Source organism: Streptomyces sp. NPDC020780 (assembly GCF_044334475.1).
GTDB lineage: Bacteria > Actinomycetota > Actinomycetes > Streptomycetales > Streptomycetaceae > Streptomyces.
The window spans coordinates 208,314-225,921 of record NZ_JBIRTB010000003.1 but is presented as its reverse complement, the minus strand read 5'-3'; the positions used below and the strand labels follow the sequence as shown (position 1 = coordinate 225,921).

Below are 17,608 nucleotides of genomic sequence, written 5' to 3'. Positions count from 1 at the left end.
TAGAAAGGGGGGCATGGCCGGACGCTACGGCCGCCCGCGCTCGCTTCTCCCGATGAGAACCGTCGCTGGTCAGGTCTTTCTCCTGCAGGTGGCGATCGTGGTGCTGCTCGTGGCCGCCGCCATGGCCGCGCTCGTGCTCCAGTCCAGAGCCGACAGTGAGCGGGAGGCCCGCAACCGCTCGGTCGCCGTGGCCGAGACCTTCGCCAACGCCCCCGGCATGGAAGCGGCGCTGAAGAGCCCCGATCCCAGTGCGGTCCTCCAGCCGAAGGCCGAAGCCGCCCGCAAGGGGTCCGGCGTCGACTTCATCGTCGTGGTGAACCGGAACGCCATCCGCTACACCCACCCCTTGCCCGACCGCATCGGGAAGAAGTTCGTCGGTGACGTGCAGCCCGCGCTGCGGGGGCAGGTCGTCACGGAGAAGATCACCGGAACGATCGGGCCGCTGATCCAGGCGGTGGTGCCCGTCCACGGCACGGACGGCCGGGTCATCGGAGCGGTGTCCGCCGGGATCACCATCGCCAGTGTGAGCGGGGTCGTCGAGGAGCAGTTCCCCCTGCTGCTCGGCTCCGCCGCCGGGGTCCTGGTCCTCACCACCGCCGGAACCGCGCTCGTCAGCAGACGGCTGCGACGCCAGACGCGCGGCCTGGGGCCGGCCGAGATGACCCGGATGTACGAGCACCATGACGCCGTCCTGCACTCCGTACGCGAAGGCGTGCTCATCATGGGGGGCGACGGCCGGCTGCTGCTCGCCAACGACGAGGCGCGCCGCCTCCTGAGTCTGCCCGCCGACGTCGAGGGGCGGTCCGTCACCGAACTCGGGCTCGATCCCGTCACCACCGGGCTGCTGTCCTCGGGACGCATCGCGACCGACGAGGTGCTCTCCGTGGGCGACCGTCTGCTGGCCGTCAGCCAGCGCTCCACGGACCAGGACGGCGGGCCGCCGGGCACCGTGACGACCCTGCGCGACACGACGGAACTCCAGGCCCTCACCGGCAAGGCCGCCGTGGCGCGGGGCCGGCTGAAACTGCTGTACGACGCGGGCACCGAGATCGGCACCGCCCTCGACGTCGTACAGACCTGCGAGGAGCTGGCGCGCTTCGCCACGGACAGATTCGCCGACTACGCCACCGTGGACCTGGCCGAGACGGTGCTGCGCGGCGAGGAACCGACGGCCTCCCGCAAGGTCACCGACATGCGGCGGACAGCCTTCAGCGGCGACCGCGACGACACCGGGCTCTACGCGCTGGGCTCGGTGATCCGCTTCCGTCCCTCCGCGGCCGTCGGCGCCGGCCTGCTGAGCGGACAGGCCGTGCTCGATCCCGCGCTGGGACGGTTCTCCGGGTGGCAGCAGCAGCACCCCGATCGCGCCCGGCAGCTCGTCGACCGCGGCTTCCACTCGATGATCTCGGTGCCGGTGCGGGCCCGGGGCGTCATCCTCGGTGTGGCCATGTTCTGGCGCGCCCAGACGCCCGAACGCTTCGAGGAGGAGGACCTCTCGGTGGCCGAGGAACTCGTCGCCCGCGCGGCGGTGAGCATCGACAACGCCCGCCGCTACTCCCGCGAGCACACCGTGGCCGTCACGCTGCAGCGGAGTCTCCTGCCGCGCGGCCTGCCCGAGCAGAGCGCCATCGACGCCGCCTACCGCTACCTGCCCGCTCAGGCCGGGCTCGGCGGCCTGGGCGGCGTGGGCGGGGACTGGTTCGACATCATCCCGCTGCCCGGCGCCAGGGTCGCGCTGGTGGTCGGTGACGTCGTGGGCCACGGCCTCCACGCGGCCGCCACCATGGGGCGCCTGCGCACCGCGGTCCACAACTTCTCCACCCTGGACCTGCCGCCCGACGAACTGCTGTGGCACCTGGACGAACTCGTCGCCCGCATCGACCAGGACGAGGCGGCCGAAGGCTCCGGAAGCGGCGTCACCGGGGCTACCTGCCTCTACGCGATCTACGACCCGGTGTCCGGGCGCTGCACCATGGCGCGGGCCGGCCACCTCCAGCCGGTGATCATCGGCCCCGGCGGCGACGCCCGGTTCGCCGACGTACCCGGCGGCCCGCCGCTGGGGCTCGGGGGCCTTCCCTTCGAGACCCTGGACGTGCAGCTGCCGGAGGACAGCCGTCTGGTGCTCTACACGGACGGACTCGTCGAGGACCGCCACCGGGACATCGACGAGGGACTGGAGACGCTGCGGAGCACCCTCGCCGAGCACGCGGACGGGACACCCGAGGAGATCTGCGAGGCCGTCCTGCAGGTCCTCGTCCCGGCGCGCGCCCGCGACGACGTCGCCCTGCTCGTCGGCCGCACCCGCCGGCTCGCCGCCGACGACGTCGCCGACTGGGACGTGCCCTCCGACCCCGCGGCGGTCTCCCGGGTACGCTCCGACGTGTCCCGCAAGCTGCTCGAGTGGGGCCTGGTCGAGGAGGCGTTCACGACCGAGCTGATCCTCAGCGAGCTGGTCACCAACTCCATCCGCTACGCCGCCGGGCCCATCCGCGTACGGCTGATCCGGGACCGCACCCTGATCTGCGAGGTGTCCGACCGCAGCAGCACCTCGCCCCACCTCCGCCAGGCGGCCACCACGGACGAGGGCGGGCGGGGCCTCTTCCTCGTCGCCCAGCTGGCGGAACGCTGGGGCACCCGCTACACGGACGACGGCGGCAAGGTCATCTGGACGGAGCAGATGCTCCAGACCACCGCGGATCCGGAGCCGCCGGCTCCCTAGCCAAGCCAGGACTTGCGGGGCTTCGGCACGAGGCCTCCTTCGGGAACGGCGACGGATCTCGTCTGCCGGTGCCGCCCTGCGCTTCGACACCGCCGTCATCGGCTGCTGCGGGCTGAGCGCGCCTGACCGCCTACGACCTCGACGACGCCGCGGTGAAGAAAGCGGGCATCGCCTCCGCCCGCCGCACCGTCGTCGCCACCGACGGCGCCGAACTCGGCCGCACCGCCTACGCCTACGTCGGCCCCGCCACCCTCCTGCACACCCTCGTCACCGACACCACCGCACCCTCCGAAGAGGTCACCGCACTCGAAGGCGCCGGCACCACGGCCAAGACCACCTGACCGGCCCGCCGCTCGACCCCACCGCCCCCGCACGGCGGCGTCCCGCCTCGTGGCCTTCCGCTCACCCCTGGGGGCCGACCACGTGGAGGCCCGGCTCCCCGGTCCCGCTCGCCCGCGCGTGGGACACCGCGACCGCCGACATCCGTAGGGGATACGCCCACTGCTCGACCCGCACCCCAGGACCTCCGGAGAAGCCGACTCACATGGGACGGCACGAGAGCTGCGGCGTCCGGGCTCACTGGGCGCGGCAGGTCCTGAGGTAGCTGAGGAACGATGCCTGCAGCCCGGTCACGTGCGTCTCGTGCATGAGTGCGCTGGTGACGGATCCGCCGCGTGAGGTGAGGTGGTGAAGGAACGTGGCCGTGTTCTTCGTGAGGTTCTGGTAGACCGCCAGGTCTCCGAGCATCTCCTGCTCGTTGAAGGTCACGTGCAGCTTGGTGTCGGGCAGGGTGTCACCCATGGCTTCGAGCCGAGCGAAGACCTGACTGTCCGCGGTGACGATGCCGGGGCTGCCCGCGCCGATGCTCTCGAAGAAGGTGCTCTTGGTGAGCCAGGCGTAGAGGCTGAAGAGTCCGCCGTAGGAGTAGCCGAAGAGGCCGTGACCGCTCGGGGCTGTGCCGTAGTCGCGTTCGATCCGCGGGTGCAGGTCGTCGGTAAGGAAGTTCAGGAACATGTCCCCGCGGCTGTCGTTCAATTCGGCGAGGTAGGCGTCGGCCTGTTCGCGAGTCGTCACCCCCCTTTCGACCCCCATTTCCACCGCATCGACGAACTCCTTCGCGATGGGTTCACCGGGCGGCACGAGGTCGCGGTTGCGCAACCGCTCCCAGTGCTCCGCTTCCTCACCTGCGTACCCCACGCTGACTTGGACGTAGGGCTGAATCTTCTGCATGGGGTCCAGTTGCGTGACGATGAGCGGGGCGGTCATGCCCACGGCCCAGTTGCCGTCGAGCACGTACACGACAGGCGCCGGCGCCGCGGCGGGGTCGTAGTGCGGTGGCGTGGTGATCCAGACGCCGTAGTCGTGCCCACCGCCGGAGCGCATCTCGAAGTAGTCGGTGTGGGGGAGGCAGCCCTGCCACATGGTGTTCATCTGAGGTCCTTCACGATCTGGCCGGCCTGGACGACCAGGACGGCGTTGGTGGGGTCGGAGAGTGAAGCCGGCCTCGAGCGTCGCGCCGGCCGTGGCGAGGATGTCCGCCGCGATCTCGGCGGCGCTGATCCGAAACGAGAAGTGCGGCTGGATCGGGTTCGACAGGCCCAGGTGGATGTGGGCGTCGATCAGACTGGGCGTCATCGTCAGTCCCTCGACGTCGAGACGCTCGCCGTGCGCGCTGGAGGCGCCGAGGCGGGTGAAGCGGCCGTTCTCGAGCGTGACGCCGAGCTTGTGGGATCGCGCCTGATCCGACGATGACCGTCGCGCCGACCACATGAGCAGGTCCCCTCGCCGATCCTCCGCCGTTGCGAATCTTCTTTTCCAATGGATAAACTGCGGGAGTGATCCTGTCAACCTCGGAACGCAAGGGCAGCGCGCGCGAGCGGCTCCTGGCACGGCTCCTCGACGCCTTCGGTGAGACGCTTTCCCCGCCGGAGATGTCCCTCCGTGAGATCGCCGCCCGGATCGAGACCAGCCACGCCCTGTTGCGCTACCACTTCGGGTCGCTCCCGGGCGTCTTGGCCGCCCTGCTCACGGCCCAGCGATCCCGTGACAACGAGGCACTTCTGAAGGCCGCCCAGCAGGGCACCTTCGACGACTTCGTCGGGGCGATCTGGCGTGCTTACACCCGGCCGGAGCAGCTGTCGCGTGTCCGCGGCTTCTTCTACGTCGTCGGACTGGCCGCGTACGCCCCCGAGGACTTCCGTGAGTTCGTGGAGTCGATCGACGACCTGACCGTGATGCTGTCCTCACTCGCGGAACGCGAAGGGCTCGAGGCGAAGGACGCGCGCGAGGTGGCCGCCGTCACCGTTGCCGCGGTGCGCGGCCTCCTCCTGCAGGAAGTCCTGACTCCCGGCACCCGCTCGGAGGACGCGGTCACCTTGATCCTGCGCATGAGCGAGGCCCGACCCGCTCCACGATCACGCCCGGAACGTTGAGCGGCGTTCGGCCTCCCCAGCTGGGCATCGGCGCGCCTGCGCGACAACGGGTGGGGTACGGCGACGGAAAGTGACGACACCAGTCGCCGGAGCATGGCCTCCTACCGCGTACGGAGCGGACAGCGGCGGAGAGCGGCGACCCGCCGCGCCGCCGCAGCGACCATCTTGTCCTGCGACAAGAAGCCGCCGCGGAATCCGCCGCACCATCCCGGCTGTCAGCAGGGCGGGTGAACGGCCGCCGCCCCGACTGCGGTGGGCGCAGTGCGCCGGCCCGTACGCCACATCTCGATGAGCGGCTTCCGCCACAGCGCCGACGCGCCGAACAGCAGGGTCCCGTCCTCACCGACGATGATCTGGCCGCCGCCGAAACCGACCTGCCATACGTACACGGCGTGTTCCTCCGTGAGCGCCTCCACACCGAACTCCATGCCCCGTGTCAGCATGCCGAGGCAGTGCCGGCCCACCTCGGCCAACTGCTCCTGGTGCGGGGTCAGTGCTCCGGGGGCGCTCATACGCCCGCCCCCGGATTCCGGCGGCAGTGCAGGAAGACATGGGGCTCCGGCGCCGCACCGGGGCCGTCCGGGGTGAAGACGACGTCCTCCCGTGACAGGAGGGAGAGCCCCGCACCGGCTGCGAGGGCCGCGAAGGCGTCGGGTCCGAAACTGGTCACGCGCACCTCCTGCCCCATGAAGACCGCGCGCACGCCCTCCACGTCCAGCGGCACCGTCGCCAGGACCAGGTGCCCGCCCGGCCGCAGCGCTCCCGCGAGCCGGTGGACGAGGGCGGTCTGCTCCGCCCGGGACATCTGCAGGAGGGAGAAGTAGACGCACACCGCGTCGTAGCTGTCCGCGTCGAGCGGCAGCCCACGGATGTCGGCGCAGCGGAACGAGGCCTCCGGGACCTGGCGGGACGCCAGCTCCACCATCACGGGGGAGACGTCGACACCCAGCACCTCGTGCCCGGCGTCGACCAGGGTGCGGGCCGTCGGCCTGCCCGTACCGCTGCCGACGTCGAGGACACGGCTGTGCGGCGCGAGGTGCTCCAGCAGCCGGGTCAGCGAGGCCCGGTGGGCGGCCGAGCCGGCGAAGGCCCGCTCGTAGGCGGCCCCGATGGCGTCGAACGCCTCGGCTGCCGCGCGCTCGGGGATCTCGGTCATCCTGGCGTCACCTCCGTGGGCACCGGCACAGCCTTACACGGTCCGGGCCACTCCGACGTACAGGCCGCTGAACTCCGGCCGGGGAGCGGGTGAGGCGCGGAACCACTCGGGCGCCGTGACGAGACCCGGCTCCACGACGTCCATGCCCTCGAAGAACCGGGCGAACTCGGCGCGTGTGCGCAGCGCGAGCTGGATCCCGCCCTTGCGGTACTCGGCCGTGCCCTGCTCACCGCGGTCGGGATTCACGTCCGACGCGCCCTGCGACAGCACCACGTAACTGCCGGGGTGCAGCGCCGCGGCCAGGGTGCGCACGATGGCGAACGGGTCCTCCTCGTCGGGCAGGAAGTGCAGGAGACCCAGGAGCGAGAGCGCGACGGGGCGGTCGAAGTCCAGGACCCGGCGGGCGGCCTCGATGATCGTGTCCGGCTCGCGCACGTCCGCCGGCACGTACTCCGTCGCGCCCTCGGGCCGGCTGACCAGCAGGGCCTCGGCGTGCCGCAGGACGATCGGGTCGTTGTCGCAGTACACGACCCGCGACGCCGGATTGATCTCCTGGGCGACCTGGTGAAGGTTCGGCGCCGTCGGGATACCCGTACCGATGTCGAGGAACTGGTCGACGCCCTCGCCGGCCAGCCACGCCGTCGCGCGGTGCATGAACGCGCGGTTCTGGAAGGCCCCGGCCCTGGCCTCGGCCGGCAGCTGCTCGGCCACCGCCTGGTCCACGGGGTAGTTGTCCTTGCCGCCGAGGAGCGCGTCGTAGACGCGCGCCGACTGGGGGCGGCTGGTGTCGATCGGGGGCTGAGGTATCCCAGTCGTCATGACGTACTCCGTTGCAGAGGGCGGGGCGCGGGCGTGGTGAGCGGCTCCGCGTGCGAAGTCTGCCACAGCAACTGCACCCTGATCAGCAGAGTTTGACACTGTCGGACGAACGGAGTGGGCTCCCGGGACGGACCCGGGAGCCCACTGGCGGAGGACGTGTCAGTTGCCCGTGACCAGGCCGTGCGCGGGCACGGTCACCGTACGCGCGCCGGGCCGGCCGCCCAGGACGACCTTGCGCAGTGCGCTGTTGTTGCCGAGGTCGGTCTCCTTGAGCCGCTTCGCCGGGTTGGCCAGCACCTGGATGTAGTAAGTGCCGTTCGCCAGCCCGGTGATGTCGAAGGACTGGCCCGGAAGGTCCTGCGTGTAGGTGTCACCCGAACCGACGTCGAGCACCTCGCGGACGGAGATGGAGTTCTCCTGGCCGCACGCGGTGGACAGATCGGTGTTGTCCGGGTGCCAGTTGGCGTTCTTGACGGTGTAGTCGACCGCGTCGGTGTTGGCGAGGCAGAAGGCCTCCTTGCCGCTGCGCACGGTCTCCTTCTTGTCCGCCTTCAGGAGCCGGTAGCTCGCGAAGTCGGTGAAGTGCCAGTGCTCGTGACCCGGCCGGGGGTCCCACTCCATCGTGCCGGTCGGGGTGTAGCCGACCTGCTTGCCGGAGGCGTCGTAGAAGTACTGGTAGGCATCCATCAGCGCCTTGCCGGGGGTCCGGAACCCGTCGACCACCAGCTGCGCGGGGCCCGCGTTCCACACGTTGGCGCTGAAGGCCAGGTAGTCCTTGCCCGGAGCCTTCGTGCCGCCGTCACTGATCGTGATCCCGTAGGCGGGCAGCGACCGCAGGTCGGGCTTGGGCACGTTCGGTACGGCCGCCTTCCCGGCGGGCCGCCGCGGGGCGGGCTGCGCCGCGGGTGCCTGACGGGAGCCGTCGGTGCGCCCGGGTCCGTCGCCCGCCGTGGCGGCGCGCAGGCCCTGGAGCTTGGCCGCCCACGGCACGGCGGCCGGGGCGGGGGTGTGCGGGCCGTGGCCCACGTTGTACGACGGGCCCGCACCACTGGTCGCGGCCGCCGGTGCGGGAGTGCGCGCCGGGGCGTGTCCCGCGTGCCCGGAGGCTCCGGTCATGTGGCCGGAGTGCCCGGTGGTGCCGGTCGTGTGGCCCGCCGCGGTGTGCTCCGCGTGCCCGGCGGCCGAGCGGAGGCCGGACGGCTCCTCCTCCCAACTGCGTTCGCGTACCGTCACCTTCACCGTCTGCGGCTTGTCCGCGATCTTGAACAGATCGCGGTAGCGCTTGGTCACGGACACCTTGGCGGTGTACTTCCCGGCGGGAAGGGCGACCGGCGCGGAGTAGTAGCCCGCGTAGGTGTTGGACGCCCAGCCGTTCTCGACCCCCCACACCGACCCGAGGGTGAACGGGTTCACGGGGCAGCTCTCGGGATACTTGGACGTCGCCGGGGCACCGGGACGGACCCGGCCCGACGCGTTGTTCGGGCAGAACGACTCCGTCCGGCTGAGTACCTTCTTGCCCGCCGCGTCCGTGAGCGTGACGGTGACGAAGCCGGGCAGGCCCGTGAAGTCCTTCACCAGGCCCTTGGGCAGGGCCCTGGTCCGGGTCTTGCCCTTCTCGCGGATGATCTGCGTGGCGACGACCGGGTCCTTGTAGGACGTGCGGGTCACCCTGAGCTCGAGCGGGGACCCGTCCGCGGTGAGGTAGGTGCCCAGGTCCAGATAGACGCCAGGGTCCTCCTTCCACGAGTCGAGCGTGACCGTCGTCGAGGCCGCGATCAGGCTGAGCTGCGGCGTCGTCGCCTTGCTGTCCTGCGGCGTGGCGGCGACGACGCCGGCGGTCACGGTGATCGCCGCGGCGGCGGCTACCGCCGGACGCCACAGGCGGGTGCGGGGGGTTCTGGTGGCCATCGTTCCTCGATTTCCGAGTGCCCGGTGGGGCAGTGGAGTCGCTTTGCCTCTCAGAGACGAGGAAGGCGCCGCAGGTTGTCCAGCGGCCTGCGAGTCACGAATCGTTGTCCGAAAACGGTTTTTCGAGGGCGGAATGAGCCGTTGTCATGTTGTTTCTGTCCGAAGTCCGGCGGCACTGTGCTATTGGCGGCCCGGCGTACGGGCCTCGCGTGACCGCCGACGGGCGCGAAGCGGGCGTGAGGGTGGGCGAAGCGGGCAGTGATCGCTCCGGTCCCGGCCCCGGGCTTGCGGGACGACCAGTGCGGGGCGGCTCACCGAAACGGGCGCGAACGGGCACAGCGCATGGCGTGAAGAAGCTGGTCGAACGGCCGCGTCTGCTTGTACAAACAGTGCGTGGGTCCGAACGGACGCCGGACCCGCGCAGATCCGCACCTAGCGCAGGGATGTGACGTGGGCACCGAGGAACGCCGACGGGGAATTCTCGAGACGGCCCGACGGGACGGGTCGGTCGAAGTGAACCGGCTGGCCGAACAGTTCCGGGTCGCCAAGGAGACCATCAGGCGCGATCTGCACACCCTCGAGGAGCACGGACTCGTCCGGCGGACCCACGGTGGCGCCTGTCCGGTGGAGAGCGCCGGGTTCGAGACCACACTCGCCATGCGGACCACCCACCACGTACCGCAGAAGTCACGGATCGCGGCAGCCGCCGCAGACCTGCTCGGCGACGCCGAGACGGTCTTCGTCGACGAGGGCTTCACCCCTCAGCTGATCGCCGAGGCACTGCCCAGGGACCGGCCGCTGACCGTGGTCACCGCCTCCCTGGCGGTCGCGACGGTCCTCGCGGACGCGGAGAAGACCGCCGTGCTGCTGCTCGGTGGCCGCGTGCGCGGAGGCACCATGGCCACGGTCGGCCACTGGGCTGCCGGGATGCTCGCCGGTTTCGTCATCGACCTCGCCTACATCGGTGCGAACGGCATCTCCCGCCAGTACGGGCTGACCACCCCGGACCCTGCGGTGTGCGAGGTCAAGGCCCAGGCCATGCGCAGTGCCCGGCGCCGGGTGTTCACCGGCGTCCACACGAAGTTCGGGGCGGTCAGCTTCTGCCGCTTCGCCGGTGTCGACGACTTCGAGGCCGTCGTCACCGACACCGGGCTGCCCGCCGCCGAAGCCCAGCGCTATTCCCTCCTCGGCCCCCACGTCATCCGCGTCTGACCTGTCCGCACCACCACCGCAGGACCCCGTCCCCGCCCCTCACCGGGCCGCGGGGCCGATCCGCCGCGTCCGAGAACCGGGAACCGCCCGGCTCCGGCCCGGCACCCGAGCCGCTACGACCGATCAGGAGAACTCATGCCCCACCAGCAACGACGCCGTGGGATACGCGCGCGGGCCGTCGCGTGCGCGGCGGCGACGGCGCTCCTCGCCGCAGGGTGCGCCGGAGCCGGCGGCACCTCCTTCGGAGGGGGCGACGCGCTGAACGTACTCATGGTGAACAACCCGCAGATGCTGGAGCTGCAGAAGCTCACGGCCGACCACTTCACCGAGGAGACCGGCATCAAGGTCAACTTCACCGTGCTCCCCGAGAACGACGTCCGCGACAAGATCAGCCAGGACTTCTCCAACCAGGCCGGCCAGTACGACGTCGGCACCATCAGCAACTTCGAAGTGCCGTTCTTCGCGAAGAACGACTGGCTGCACCCGCTCGACACGTACGCCGCGAACGACGCGGCCTTCGACCAGAACGACATCCTCGAACCCCTGCGGGAATCGCTCACCGTCGACGGAGAGCTCTACGCCGAGCCCTTCTACGGCGAGTCGTCCTTCCTCATGTACCGCAAGGACGTCTTCGAGGCCGAGGGACTGACGATGCCCGAGAACCCCACCTGGCGGCAGGTGGCGGAACTCGCGGCGAAGGCCGACGGCGCCGCCGGCGGGATGAAGGGCATCTGCCTGCGCGGGCTGCCCGGCTGGGGCGAGCTGATGGCCCCGCTCACCACGGTCGTCAACACCATGGGCGGCACCTGGTTCACCAAGGACTGGGAGGCGCGCCTCACCTCCCCCGAGTTCAAGGAGGCGACCCGCTTCTACGTCGATCTCGTACGCAAGCACGGCGAGCGCGGCGCCTCCCAGGCCGGGTACGCCGAGTGTCTCAACAACATGACGCAGGGCAAGACCGCCATGTGGTACGACGCCACCGCGGGCGCCGGATCACTGGAGGCGGCCGGCTCCCCGGTCAGAGGGAAGATCGGCTACGTGACCGCCCCCGTCGAGCGGACCAAGAGCTCGGGATGGCTCTACACCTGGGCCTGGGGCGTCCAGAAGGCGTCCAAGAAGGCCGACGACGCCTGGAAGTTCGTCTCCTGGGCCTCGGGCAAGGAGTACGAGGAACTCGTCGGCACGACCAGCGGCTGGTCGAACGTACCCGCCGGCAAACGGGCCTCGACCTACGACAACCCCCACTATCGCGAAGCCGCAGGCGCCTTCGCGGACGTCACGGAGCGGGCCATCGCCGGCGCCGACCCACTCAACCCGGGCACCCAGCCACGCCCCACGGCCGGCATCCAGTTCGTCGGCATCCCCGAGTTCACCGATCTCGGCACCAGGGTCGCGCAGGAGATCAGCGCCGCCATCGCCGGCCGCCAGTCCGTCGACAAGGCGCTGGCCGCCTCCCAGAAGCTGGCCGAGCAGGTCGCCAAGGAGTACCGATGACCACACCACTCGCCGCCTGGCCCCAGTCCCCGCCGGAGCAGCCCCCCGTCCTCGCCCGACCCCGGACCGGGCCCCGGGCCTGGGCCACCCGGGCGCCGCTCCTGCCCGCGCTGGTCTTCCTGATCGCCGTGACCCAGCTGCCGTTCGTGGCGACGCTCGTGATCTCCCTGTTCGACTGGAACTCCCTCAGTCCCGACAAGCGGAGTTTCCACGGCCTCGGCAACTACGCCTCCGTCTTCACCGACGCCGCACTGCGCGAATCCGTCGTCACCACCGTGCTGCTCACCACGGGCGTCGTCCTCGCGACCGTCGTCCTCGGGCTCGCCCTGGCGCTGCTCCTGGACCGGACGTTCTTCGGCCGGGGCCTGGTCCGCACCCTGCTCATCACGCCGTTCCTCATCGTGCCCGTCTCGGCCGCCCTGCTGTGGAAGCACGCGCTCTACAACCCCGAGTACGGGCTGTTCAACGGCGTGCTGAGCTGGATCGGCGACCTCTTCGGCGACACCTCCCCGAGCCGGCCGGACTGGATCGCGGACATGCCGCTGCTCGCGGTGATCGCCGCACTGGTGTGGCAGTGGACGCCGTTCATGATGCTGATCCTGCTCGCCGGGCTCCAGAGCCGTCCCGCCGAGGTGGTCGAGGCGGCCCGCCTCGACGGGGCGAGCGCCTGGCAGACCTTCCGCTACCTGACCCTGCCGCACCTGCGCCGGTACCTCGAACTCGGGATCCTGCTCGGCGCCGTCTACATCGTGCAGAACTTCGACGCCGTGTTCACCCTCACGGCCGGCGGACTCGGCACCGCCAACCTCCCGTACACGATCTACCAGACCTTCTACCAAGCCCACGAATACGGACTGGCGTCCGCCGCGGGAGTCGTCGTCGTGATCGGCACGATCATCATCGCCACCTTCGCGCTCCGGGTCGTCTCGTCCCTCTTCAACGAGGAGGCGAACCGCGCATGACCACCACCACCGCCCCCGTGCCCACCCCGCCCCTGCCCCGCGCGCTGCGCAGGGCCAGGCGCCGCTCGACCGCGCTGGGCCTGCTGGCCTGGGTGGCGGGACTGCTGTTCTGCCTGCCCGCGCTGTGGATGCTCCTCACCTCGCTGCACGCCGAGTCGGACGCCGCCACCAACCCGCCCTCCCTCTTCGCACCGCTGACCCTCGACGGCTACCGTGCCTTCTTCGGGGCCGACACCGGGGTGACGCCCTGGCCGCCCCTGCTCAACTCCCTGGGAGCGTCGTTCTTCTCCACGCTCCTGGTGCTCCTGCTGGCGCTCCCGGCGGCGTACGCGCTCTCCATCCGGCGCGTACGCAAGTGGACCGACGTCATGTTCTTCTTCCTCTCGACGAAGATGCTGCCCGTCGTCGCCGGACTCCTGCCCGTCTACCTGTTCGCCCGGAACACCGGGATGCTGGACAACATCTGGCTCCTCGTCCTGCTCTACACCTCGATGAACCTGCCGATCGCGGTCTGGATGATGCAGTCCTTCCTCGCCGACGTACCGGTGTCCGTCATCGAGGCCGCCCAGGTCGACGGCGCCCGGCTGCCGACCGTCCTGGCGCGCGTCGTCGCACCCATGGCCGCCCCTGGGATCGCCGCCACCGCGCTGATCTGCTTCATCTTCAGCTGGAACGAACTGCTCTTCGCCCGGGTGCTCACCGGCGTCGTGGCCCAGACCGCCCCCGTCTTCCTGACCGGGTTCGTCACCAGCCAGGGGCTGTTCCTGGCCCAGCTGTGTGCCGCGTCCGTCGTCGTGTCCCTGCCGGTGCTCGCCGCCGGCTACGCCGCCCAGGACAAACTCGTCCAGGGCCTCTCCCTTGGAGCAGTGAAATAATGCGGGCAGCGATCGTCGAAGCCCCCGGCAAGGTCTCCGTCACCTCCGTCCCCGACCCCACCCCCGGCCCGCGCGACGTCGTCGTCTCCGTCGCCTCGTGCGGCCTGTGCGGGACCGATCTGCACATCCTGCAGGGTGAGTTCGCGCCCAGCCTGCCCCTCGTCCCGGGCCACGAGTTCGCCGGGGAGGTCGTGGGCGTCGGACGGGACGTCACGGAACTGGCCGTCGGCGACCGGGTCGCCGTCGACCCCTCCCTGCACTGCCACGAGTGCCGCTACTGCCGTACCGGACGCGGCAACCTCTGCGAGCGGTGGGCCGCCATCGGCGTCACGGTCTCCGGCGGCGCCGCCGAGTACGCCGTCGCCCCCGTCGCCAACTGCGTCAGGCTCCCCGAGCACGTCGACGTGAAGGACGCGGCACTGATCGAGCCGCTGTCCTGCGCGGTCCGGGGCTACGACGTGCTGCGCGGCACACTCGGCGCCGAGGTGCTGATCTACGGCTCCGGGACGATGGGCCTGATGATGCTGGAGCTCGCCAAGCGCACCGGCGCCGCGGGCGTCGACGTCCTCGACGTCAACCCGGACCGCCTCGCCACCGCCGGACTTCTCGGCTGCTCGCGGACCGCCGCCGGCGCCGACGAGTTGGACCGGCCCGGCGGCTGGGACGTCGTCATCGACGCGACCGGTAACGCGGCCGCCATCCAGGACGGTCTGGGACGCGTCGCCAAGGGCGGCACCTTCCTCCAGTTCGGGGTGGCCGACTACGCCACCACGGCGGTCATCGAGCCGTACCGCATCTACAACCAGGAGATCACCATCACCGGGTCGATGGCGGTCCTGCACAGCTACGAACGTGCCGCCGCGCTCTTCGCCGCCGGAGTGCTCGACCCGTCCGTCTTCATCAGCGACCGGCTGCCGCTCGACCAGTACCCGCAGGCCATCGACCGTTTCCGGGCCGGACTGGGCCGCAAGATCGTCGTGGAACCCTGAGGAACGGGCCCGGCCCGGCCCCGGACGGGCCGCCGTGTCCGTCATACGGACGGTGACCGGCGCCGGCTCCCCGGCCGCGTCTTCGTAAGGCATCCTCTGCTGGTTGAGTAGGACGGACCCGTGGCGGGTCGTGTGTGTGTCCGCCCATGGGTCCGTGACGGCGAAGGATGCGGAACCAGATGGCAGACAACTCGGACCTGTTGGCTTTCGTGCGGGCGCGCCTGGCGGAGGAGGAGAGCATCGCGCAGGCAGCGGGCGGGGACGGATGGCGGTGCCCCCCCGAGGCACCCGGCGAGGTGCACGACCGCACGGCCGGTATCGCGTTCGTCGTGCGGTCCCGCGCGTACGACCGGCACATCGCCTTCCAGGACCCGGCGCGCACCCTGCGCCGCATCGAGACCAACCGGGTGCTGCTGGACGAGTACGAGGAGATCGCCTCCCTCGACACGGACCGCCCGGCCCAGGACTTCGCCTCCGGCCGGGCGGTCGGGCTGGGGTTCGTCGTCCGCCAGATGGCCGCGGAACACGCCGGTCACCCGGACTACCGGGTGAAGTGGCTGCCCCGGTTCTCCCACTGGGGCCCCTCCGGCGCGCCCGGCCAGCCGTGACGCGGGCCGGGTCCGAGGCGATGCGGGCCGGGCGGGTCGCGTCGGCCCGGAGCGACGGCAGGCTCTGATCATCGGCGCCGTCGTCCCGTAGACCGACGCGCTCCGGAGGTCCGGCCGCGCGATCTCCGTACGGGCCACGCGTATGAGTACGGGGGAGCGGCGGGACTGAGTACGCCGCCCGATCACGCGGCGCCCCGCCGCTGGTCGAATGGGACCATGCTCCCTGACACGCAGCGGCACCCCCACGTCCGGCGCCTGACCACCGCGGGCACGGCGCTGGCGGTGACCCTGCTCCCGCTCGCCGCCGGCGTGCTGCTGGCCAGAACGATGGCCCTGGACCCGATGGCGCCGGTGAACGCCTTCGTGGCGGGCGGGGGCCAGCGGGCCCGGATCGCGCCCTCGCGGTGGCTGGTCACCGCTCGAACGCGCGAGCTGCTGTCCCGGCGGTGACGGAACCGCTGTCCAGGAAGCGCCCTCGCGCCTGTCGCACGCCCGGCAGGTTCCTCGCGGCGGCTCCGGGCAAGCGGAAGCGGGGCGTGCGGGGGGCGCCGTGACCAGCGCGGCGGCGGCCCCGCCGGACCGGTGCGGCGCTCGACGGTCGCAGGCACACAACCGTGGAGATCGCTGCCGGTACGAGGGCCGCCCCCGCGTACAGCACCGCGACGCCGCGCGACGACCGCGGGCACAGGGCCGACTCCGAGTCCTGGGGCCGGTACCGCGGCGGCGGCCACCGACCCGGCGCCGGTGACCGCCGGACCGCGCGGTCGTGAGGACCGCCCGGCGTGACCCGTCCCGGGGACGGCCGTCCGTCCGGCCGGGCGACCGTACGAGGACGCGGCGCACCACGGCCTCACCCGCCGTGGTGCGCCGCACCCGTGCACCGTCCGGACACGCCGGGCGCCCGGCCGGGGAGCCGCGCCGGGCGGGGGCTGTGCGCGCGCGGCCGGCCGGTGATGTCAGGATGGCCTCATGACCATCAAGACGTATTTCGACATCACCATCGACGACCAGCCCGCCGGGCGGATCGTGTTCAACCTCTTCGACGACGTGGCGCCCAAGACCGCGGAGAACTTCCGGGCCCTGGCCACCGGGGAGAAGGGCTTCGGCTACGCCGGATCGCCGTTCCACCGCGTCATCCCGGACTTCATGCTGCAGGGCGGCGACTTCACCCGTGGTGACGGCACCGGTGGCAAGAGCATCTACGGCGAGAAGTTCGCCGACGAGAACTTCACCCTGAAGCACAACAAGCCCGGTCTGCTCTCGATGGCGAACGCCGGCCCGAACTCCAACGGTTCGCAGTTCTTCATCACCACCGTCGTCACCCCGTGGCTGGACGGCAAGCACGTCGTGTTCGGCGAGGTCGCCGACGAGTCCAGCATGGAGCTCGTCCGCAAGATCGAGTCGTACGGTTCCTCGAACGGCCGCACCAAGGCGCGCATCGCCGTCTCGGAGTCCGGCGTTCTCTGACGTCCGCGCGGGCCCCGGCCGGCTGTTCCGGCGAGCCGGGGCCCCGCACGCGTCCGCGGGCACCTCGCCGGCGCCGTGTCGGCGTCGGCCGCCTCCCGTGGAACCGGAGCGTGACCTGCCAGGATGGAGGCGCTCGCCACCGGACGGGCGTGAGGCGAAAGGACCGCGGGGTGCGTATCGATCTTGCCGGCCGGACGGCCGTCGTCACCGGTTCCTCACAGGGCATCGGGCTCGCCATCGCCAAAGGGCTGGCCGAGGCGGGTGCCGCCGTCGTCCTGACCGGACGGAACAGGGAACGGCTGGAGACGGCTGCGGGCGGCCTCCGCGCCACCGTGCCGGACGCGGCCGTCCGCGCGGTCGCCTGCGACCTGGCCACGGAGCAGGGGGCGGCAAAGCTGCAGGAAGCCGTTCCCGCGGCGGACGTCCTCGTGAACAATCTCGGCATCTTCGGCTCCCGGCCACCGCTGGAGATCAGCGACGACGAGTGGCGCTCCTACTTCGACACCAACGTGCTCAGTGCCGTCCGGCTGATCCGCCACTACCTGCCCGGCATGACCGGGCGCGGGTGGGGCAGGGTGCAGAACATCGCGAGCGACTCGGCGATCGCGATCCCCGCGGAGATGATCCACTACGGCATGTCGAAGACGGCGCTGCTGGCCGTCTCCCGGGGCTTCGCCAAGGAGGCCGCGGGCACCGGAGTCACCGTGAACTCGGTGATCGCCGGCCCCACCCACACCGGCGGGGTCGAGGACTTCGTCTACGAGCTCGTGGACCGGAACCTGCCGTGGGACGAGGCCCAGCGCGCGTTCATGCGCCTGCACCGGCCGCAGTCCCTGCTCCAGCGGCTGATCGAGCCGCAGGAGATCGCCAACCTCGTCGTCTACCTCAGTTCCCCGCAGGCCTCGGCCACCACGGGCGCGGCGGTGCGGGTGGACGGGGGGTACGTCGACTCGATCGTGCCCTGACC

Annotated in this window: 16 protein-coding genes and 1 pseudogene; 12 read left to right on the top strand and 5 right to left on the bottom strand. The window is 71.2% G+C overall.

The features are described 5' to 3' along the window. The first annotated feature begins 13 nt into the window (after positions 1–13). Positions 14–2,719 (top strand): SpoIIE family protein phosphatase, encoded by a 2,706-nt coding sequence (locus tag ACH4VO_RS07250; protein ID WP_360988892.1) that lies wholly within the window; start codon positions 14–16, stop codon positions 2,717–2,719. 70 nt (positions 2,720–2,789) lie between these two features. Then, a pseudogene (locus ACH4VO_RS07245) lies at positions 2,790–3,060 on the top strand (decarboxylase); the annotation flags it as partial. Between the two features lie 235 nt (positions 3,061–3,295). Here ACH4VO_RS07245 and ACH4VO_RS07240 read toward each other — a convergent pair. Continuing rightward, positions 3,296–4,489 (bottom strand): alpha/beta hydrolase-fold protein, encoded by a 1,194-nt coding sequence (locus ACH4VO_RS07240; protein ID WP_360988895.1) that lies wholly within the window; start codon positions 4,487–4,489, stop codon positions 3,296–3,298. A 65-nt stretch (positions 4,490–4,554) separates the two neighbouring features. Here ACH4VO_RS07240 and ACH4VO_RS07235 point away from each other — a divergent pair, with 65 nt between their 5' ends. Beyond that, positions 4,555–5,151 carry a TetR/AcrR family transcriptional regulator gene (locus ACH4VO_RS07235; RefSeq protein WP_360988897.1) on the top strand — a complete coding sequence of 199 codons (597 nt, stop codon included), beginning with the start codon at positions 4,555–4,557 and terminating at the stop codon, positions 5,149–5,151. Between the two features lie 215 nt (positions 5,152–5,366). On the opposite strand, the gene ACH4VO_RS07230 is transcribed toward ACH4VO_RS07235, so the two are convergent. The 4 genes from ACH4VO_RS07230 to ACH4VO_RS07215 form a co-directional block, all read right to left on the bottom strand. Beyond that, positions 5,367–5,663: a hypothetical protein gene (locus ACH4VO_RS07230; protein WP_360988900.1), complete on the bottom strand. Its 297-nt coding sequence runs from the start codon at positions 5,661–5,663 to the stop codon at positions 5,367–5,369. Then, positions 5,660–6,307, bottom strand: coding sequence for a class I SAM-dependent methyltransferase (locus ACH4VO_RS07225; RefSeq protein ID WP_360988903.1), 648 nt, complete (start codon positions 6,305–6,307; stop codon positions 5,660–5,662). The genes ACH4VO_RS07230 and ACH4VO_RS07225 overlap by 4 nt, the downstream gene beginning before the upstream one ends. A gap of 33 nt (positions 6,308–6,340) precedes the next feature. Continuing rightward, positions 6,341–7,126 (bottom strand): SAM-dependent methyltransferase, encoded by a 786-nt coding sequence (locus tag ACH4VO_RS07220; RefSeq protein ID WP_360988905.1) that lies wholly within the window; start codon positions 7,124–7,126, stop codon positions 6,341–6,343. Positions 7,127–7,285: 159 nt separating this feature from the next. After that, a complete protein-coding gene (locus ACH4VO_RS07215; RefSeq protein WP_360988908.1) occupies positions 7,286–9,034 on the bottom strand; it encodes a lysyl oxidase family protein in 1,749 nt (582 codons plus the stop codon). A 450-nt stretch (positions 9,035–9,484) separates the two neighbouring features. Between ACH4VO_RS07215 and ACH4VO_RS07210 the strand changes: the two genes are divergently transcribed. The 9 genes from ACH4VO_RS07210 to ACH4VO_RS07170 all read left to right on the top strand — a co-directional run bounded on the left by ACH4VO_RS07210 (position 9,485) and on the right by ACH4VO_RS07170 (position 17,606). After that, positions 9,485–10,246, top strand: a complete 762-nt coding sequence (locus ACH4VO_RS07210; protein WP_360988910.1) for a DeoR/GlpR family DNA-binding transcription regulator — start codon at positions 9,485–9,487, stop codon at positions 10,244–10,246. A 135-nt stretch (positions 10,247–10,381) separates the two neighbouring features. After that, positions 10,382–11,740, top strand: coding sequence for a sugar ABC transporter substrate-binding protein (locus ACH4VO_RS07205; protein WP_360988913.1), 1,359 nt, complete (start codon positions 10,382–10,384; stop codon positions 11,738–11,740). Further along, the gene (locus ACH4VO_RS07200) at positions 11,737–12,702 is read left to right on the top strand and encodes a sugar ABC transporter permease (protein ID WP_360988915.1); all 966 of its coding nucleotides are present in this window, start codon (positions 11,737–11,739) and stop codon (positions 12,700–12,702) included. Before ACH4VO_RS07205 ends, ACH4VO_RS07200 begins: the two co-directional genes overlap by 4 nt. Next, positions 12,699–13,577 (top strand): carbohydrate ABC transporter permease, encoded by an 879-nt coding sequence (locus ACH4VO_RS07195; protein ID WP_360988917.1) that lies wholly within the window; start codon positions 12,699–12,701, stop codon positions 13,575–13,577. Before ACH4VO_RS07200 ends, ACH4VO_RS07195 begins: the two co-directional genes overlap by 4 nt. Continuing rightward, positions 13,577–14,566, top strand: a complete 990-nt coding sequence (locus ACH4VO_RS07190) for a zinc-dependent alcohol dehydrogenase family protein (RefSeq protein ID WP_360988920.1) — start codon at positions 13,577–13,579, stop codon at positions 14,564–14,566. The genes ACH4VO_RS07195 and ACH4VO_RS07190 overlap by 1 nt, the downstream gene beginning before the upstream one ends. A gap of 179 nt (positions 14,567–14,745) precedes the next feature. Continuing rightward, entirely contained in the window at positions 14,746–15,174 is a 429-nt protein-coding gene (locus ACH4VO_RS07185) for a DUF6221 family protein (protein ID WP_360988923.1), read from the top strand. Positions 15,175–15,390: 216 nt separating this feature from the next. Next, entirely contained in the window at positions 15,391–15,624 is a 234-nt protein-coding gene (locus tag ACH4VO_RS07180) for a hypothetical protein (RefSeq protein WP_360988926.1), read from the top strand. Between the two features lie 519 nt (positions 15,625–16,143). Then, the gene (locus tag ACH4VO_RS07175; protein WP_360988929.1) at positions 16,144–16,641 is read left to right on the top strand and encodes a peptidylprolyl isomerase; all 498 of its coding nucleotides are present in this window, start codon (positions 16,144–16,146) and stop codon (positions 16,639–16,641) included. 170 nt (positions 16,642–16,811) lie between these two features. After that, the gene (locus ACH4VO_RS07170; RefSeq protein WP_360988932.1) at positions 16,812–17,606 is read left to right on the top strand and encodes an SDR family oxidoreductase; all 795 of its coding nucleotides are present in this window, start codon (positions 16,812–16,814) and stop codon (positions 17,604–17,606) included. Positions 17,607–17,608: the final 2 nt, after the last annotated feature.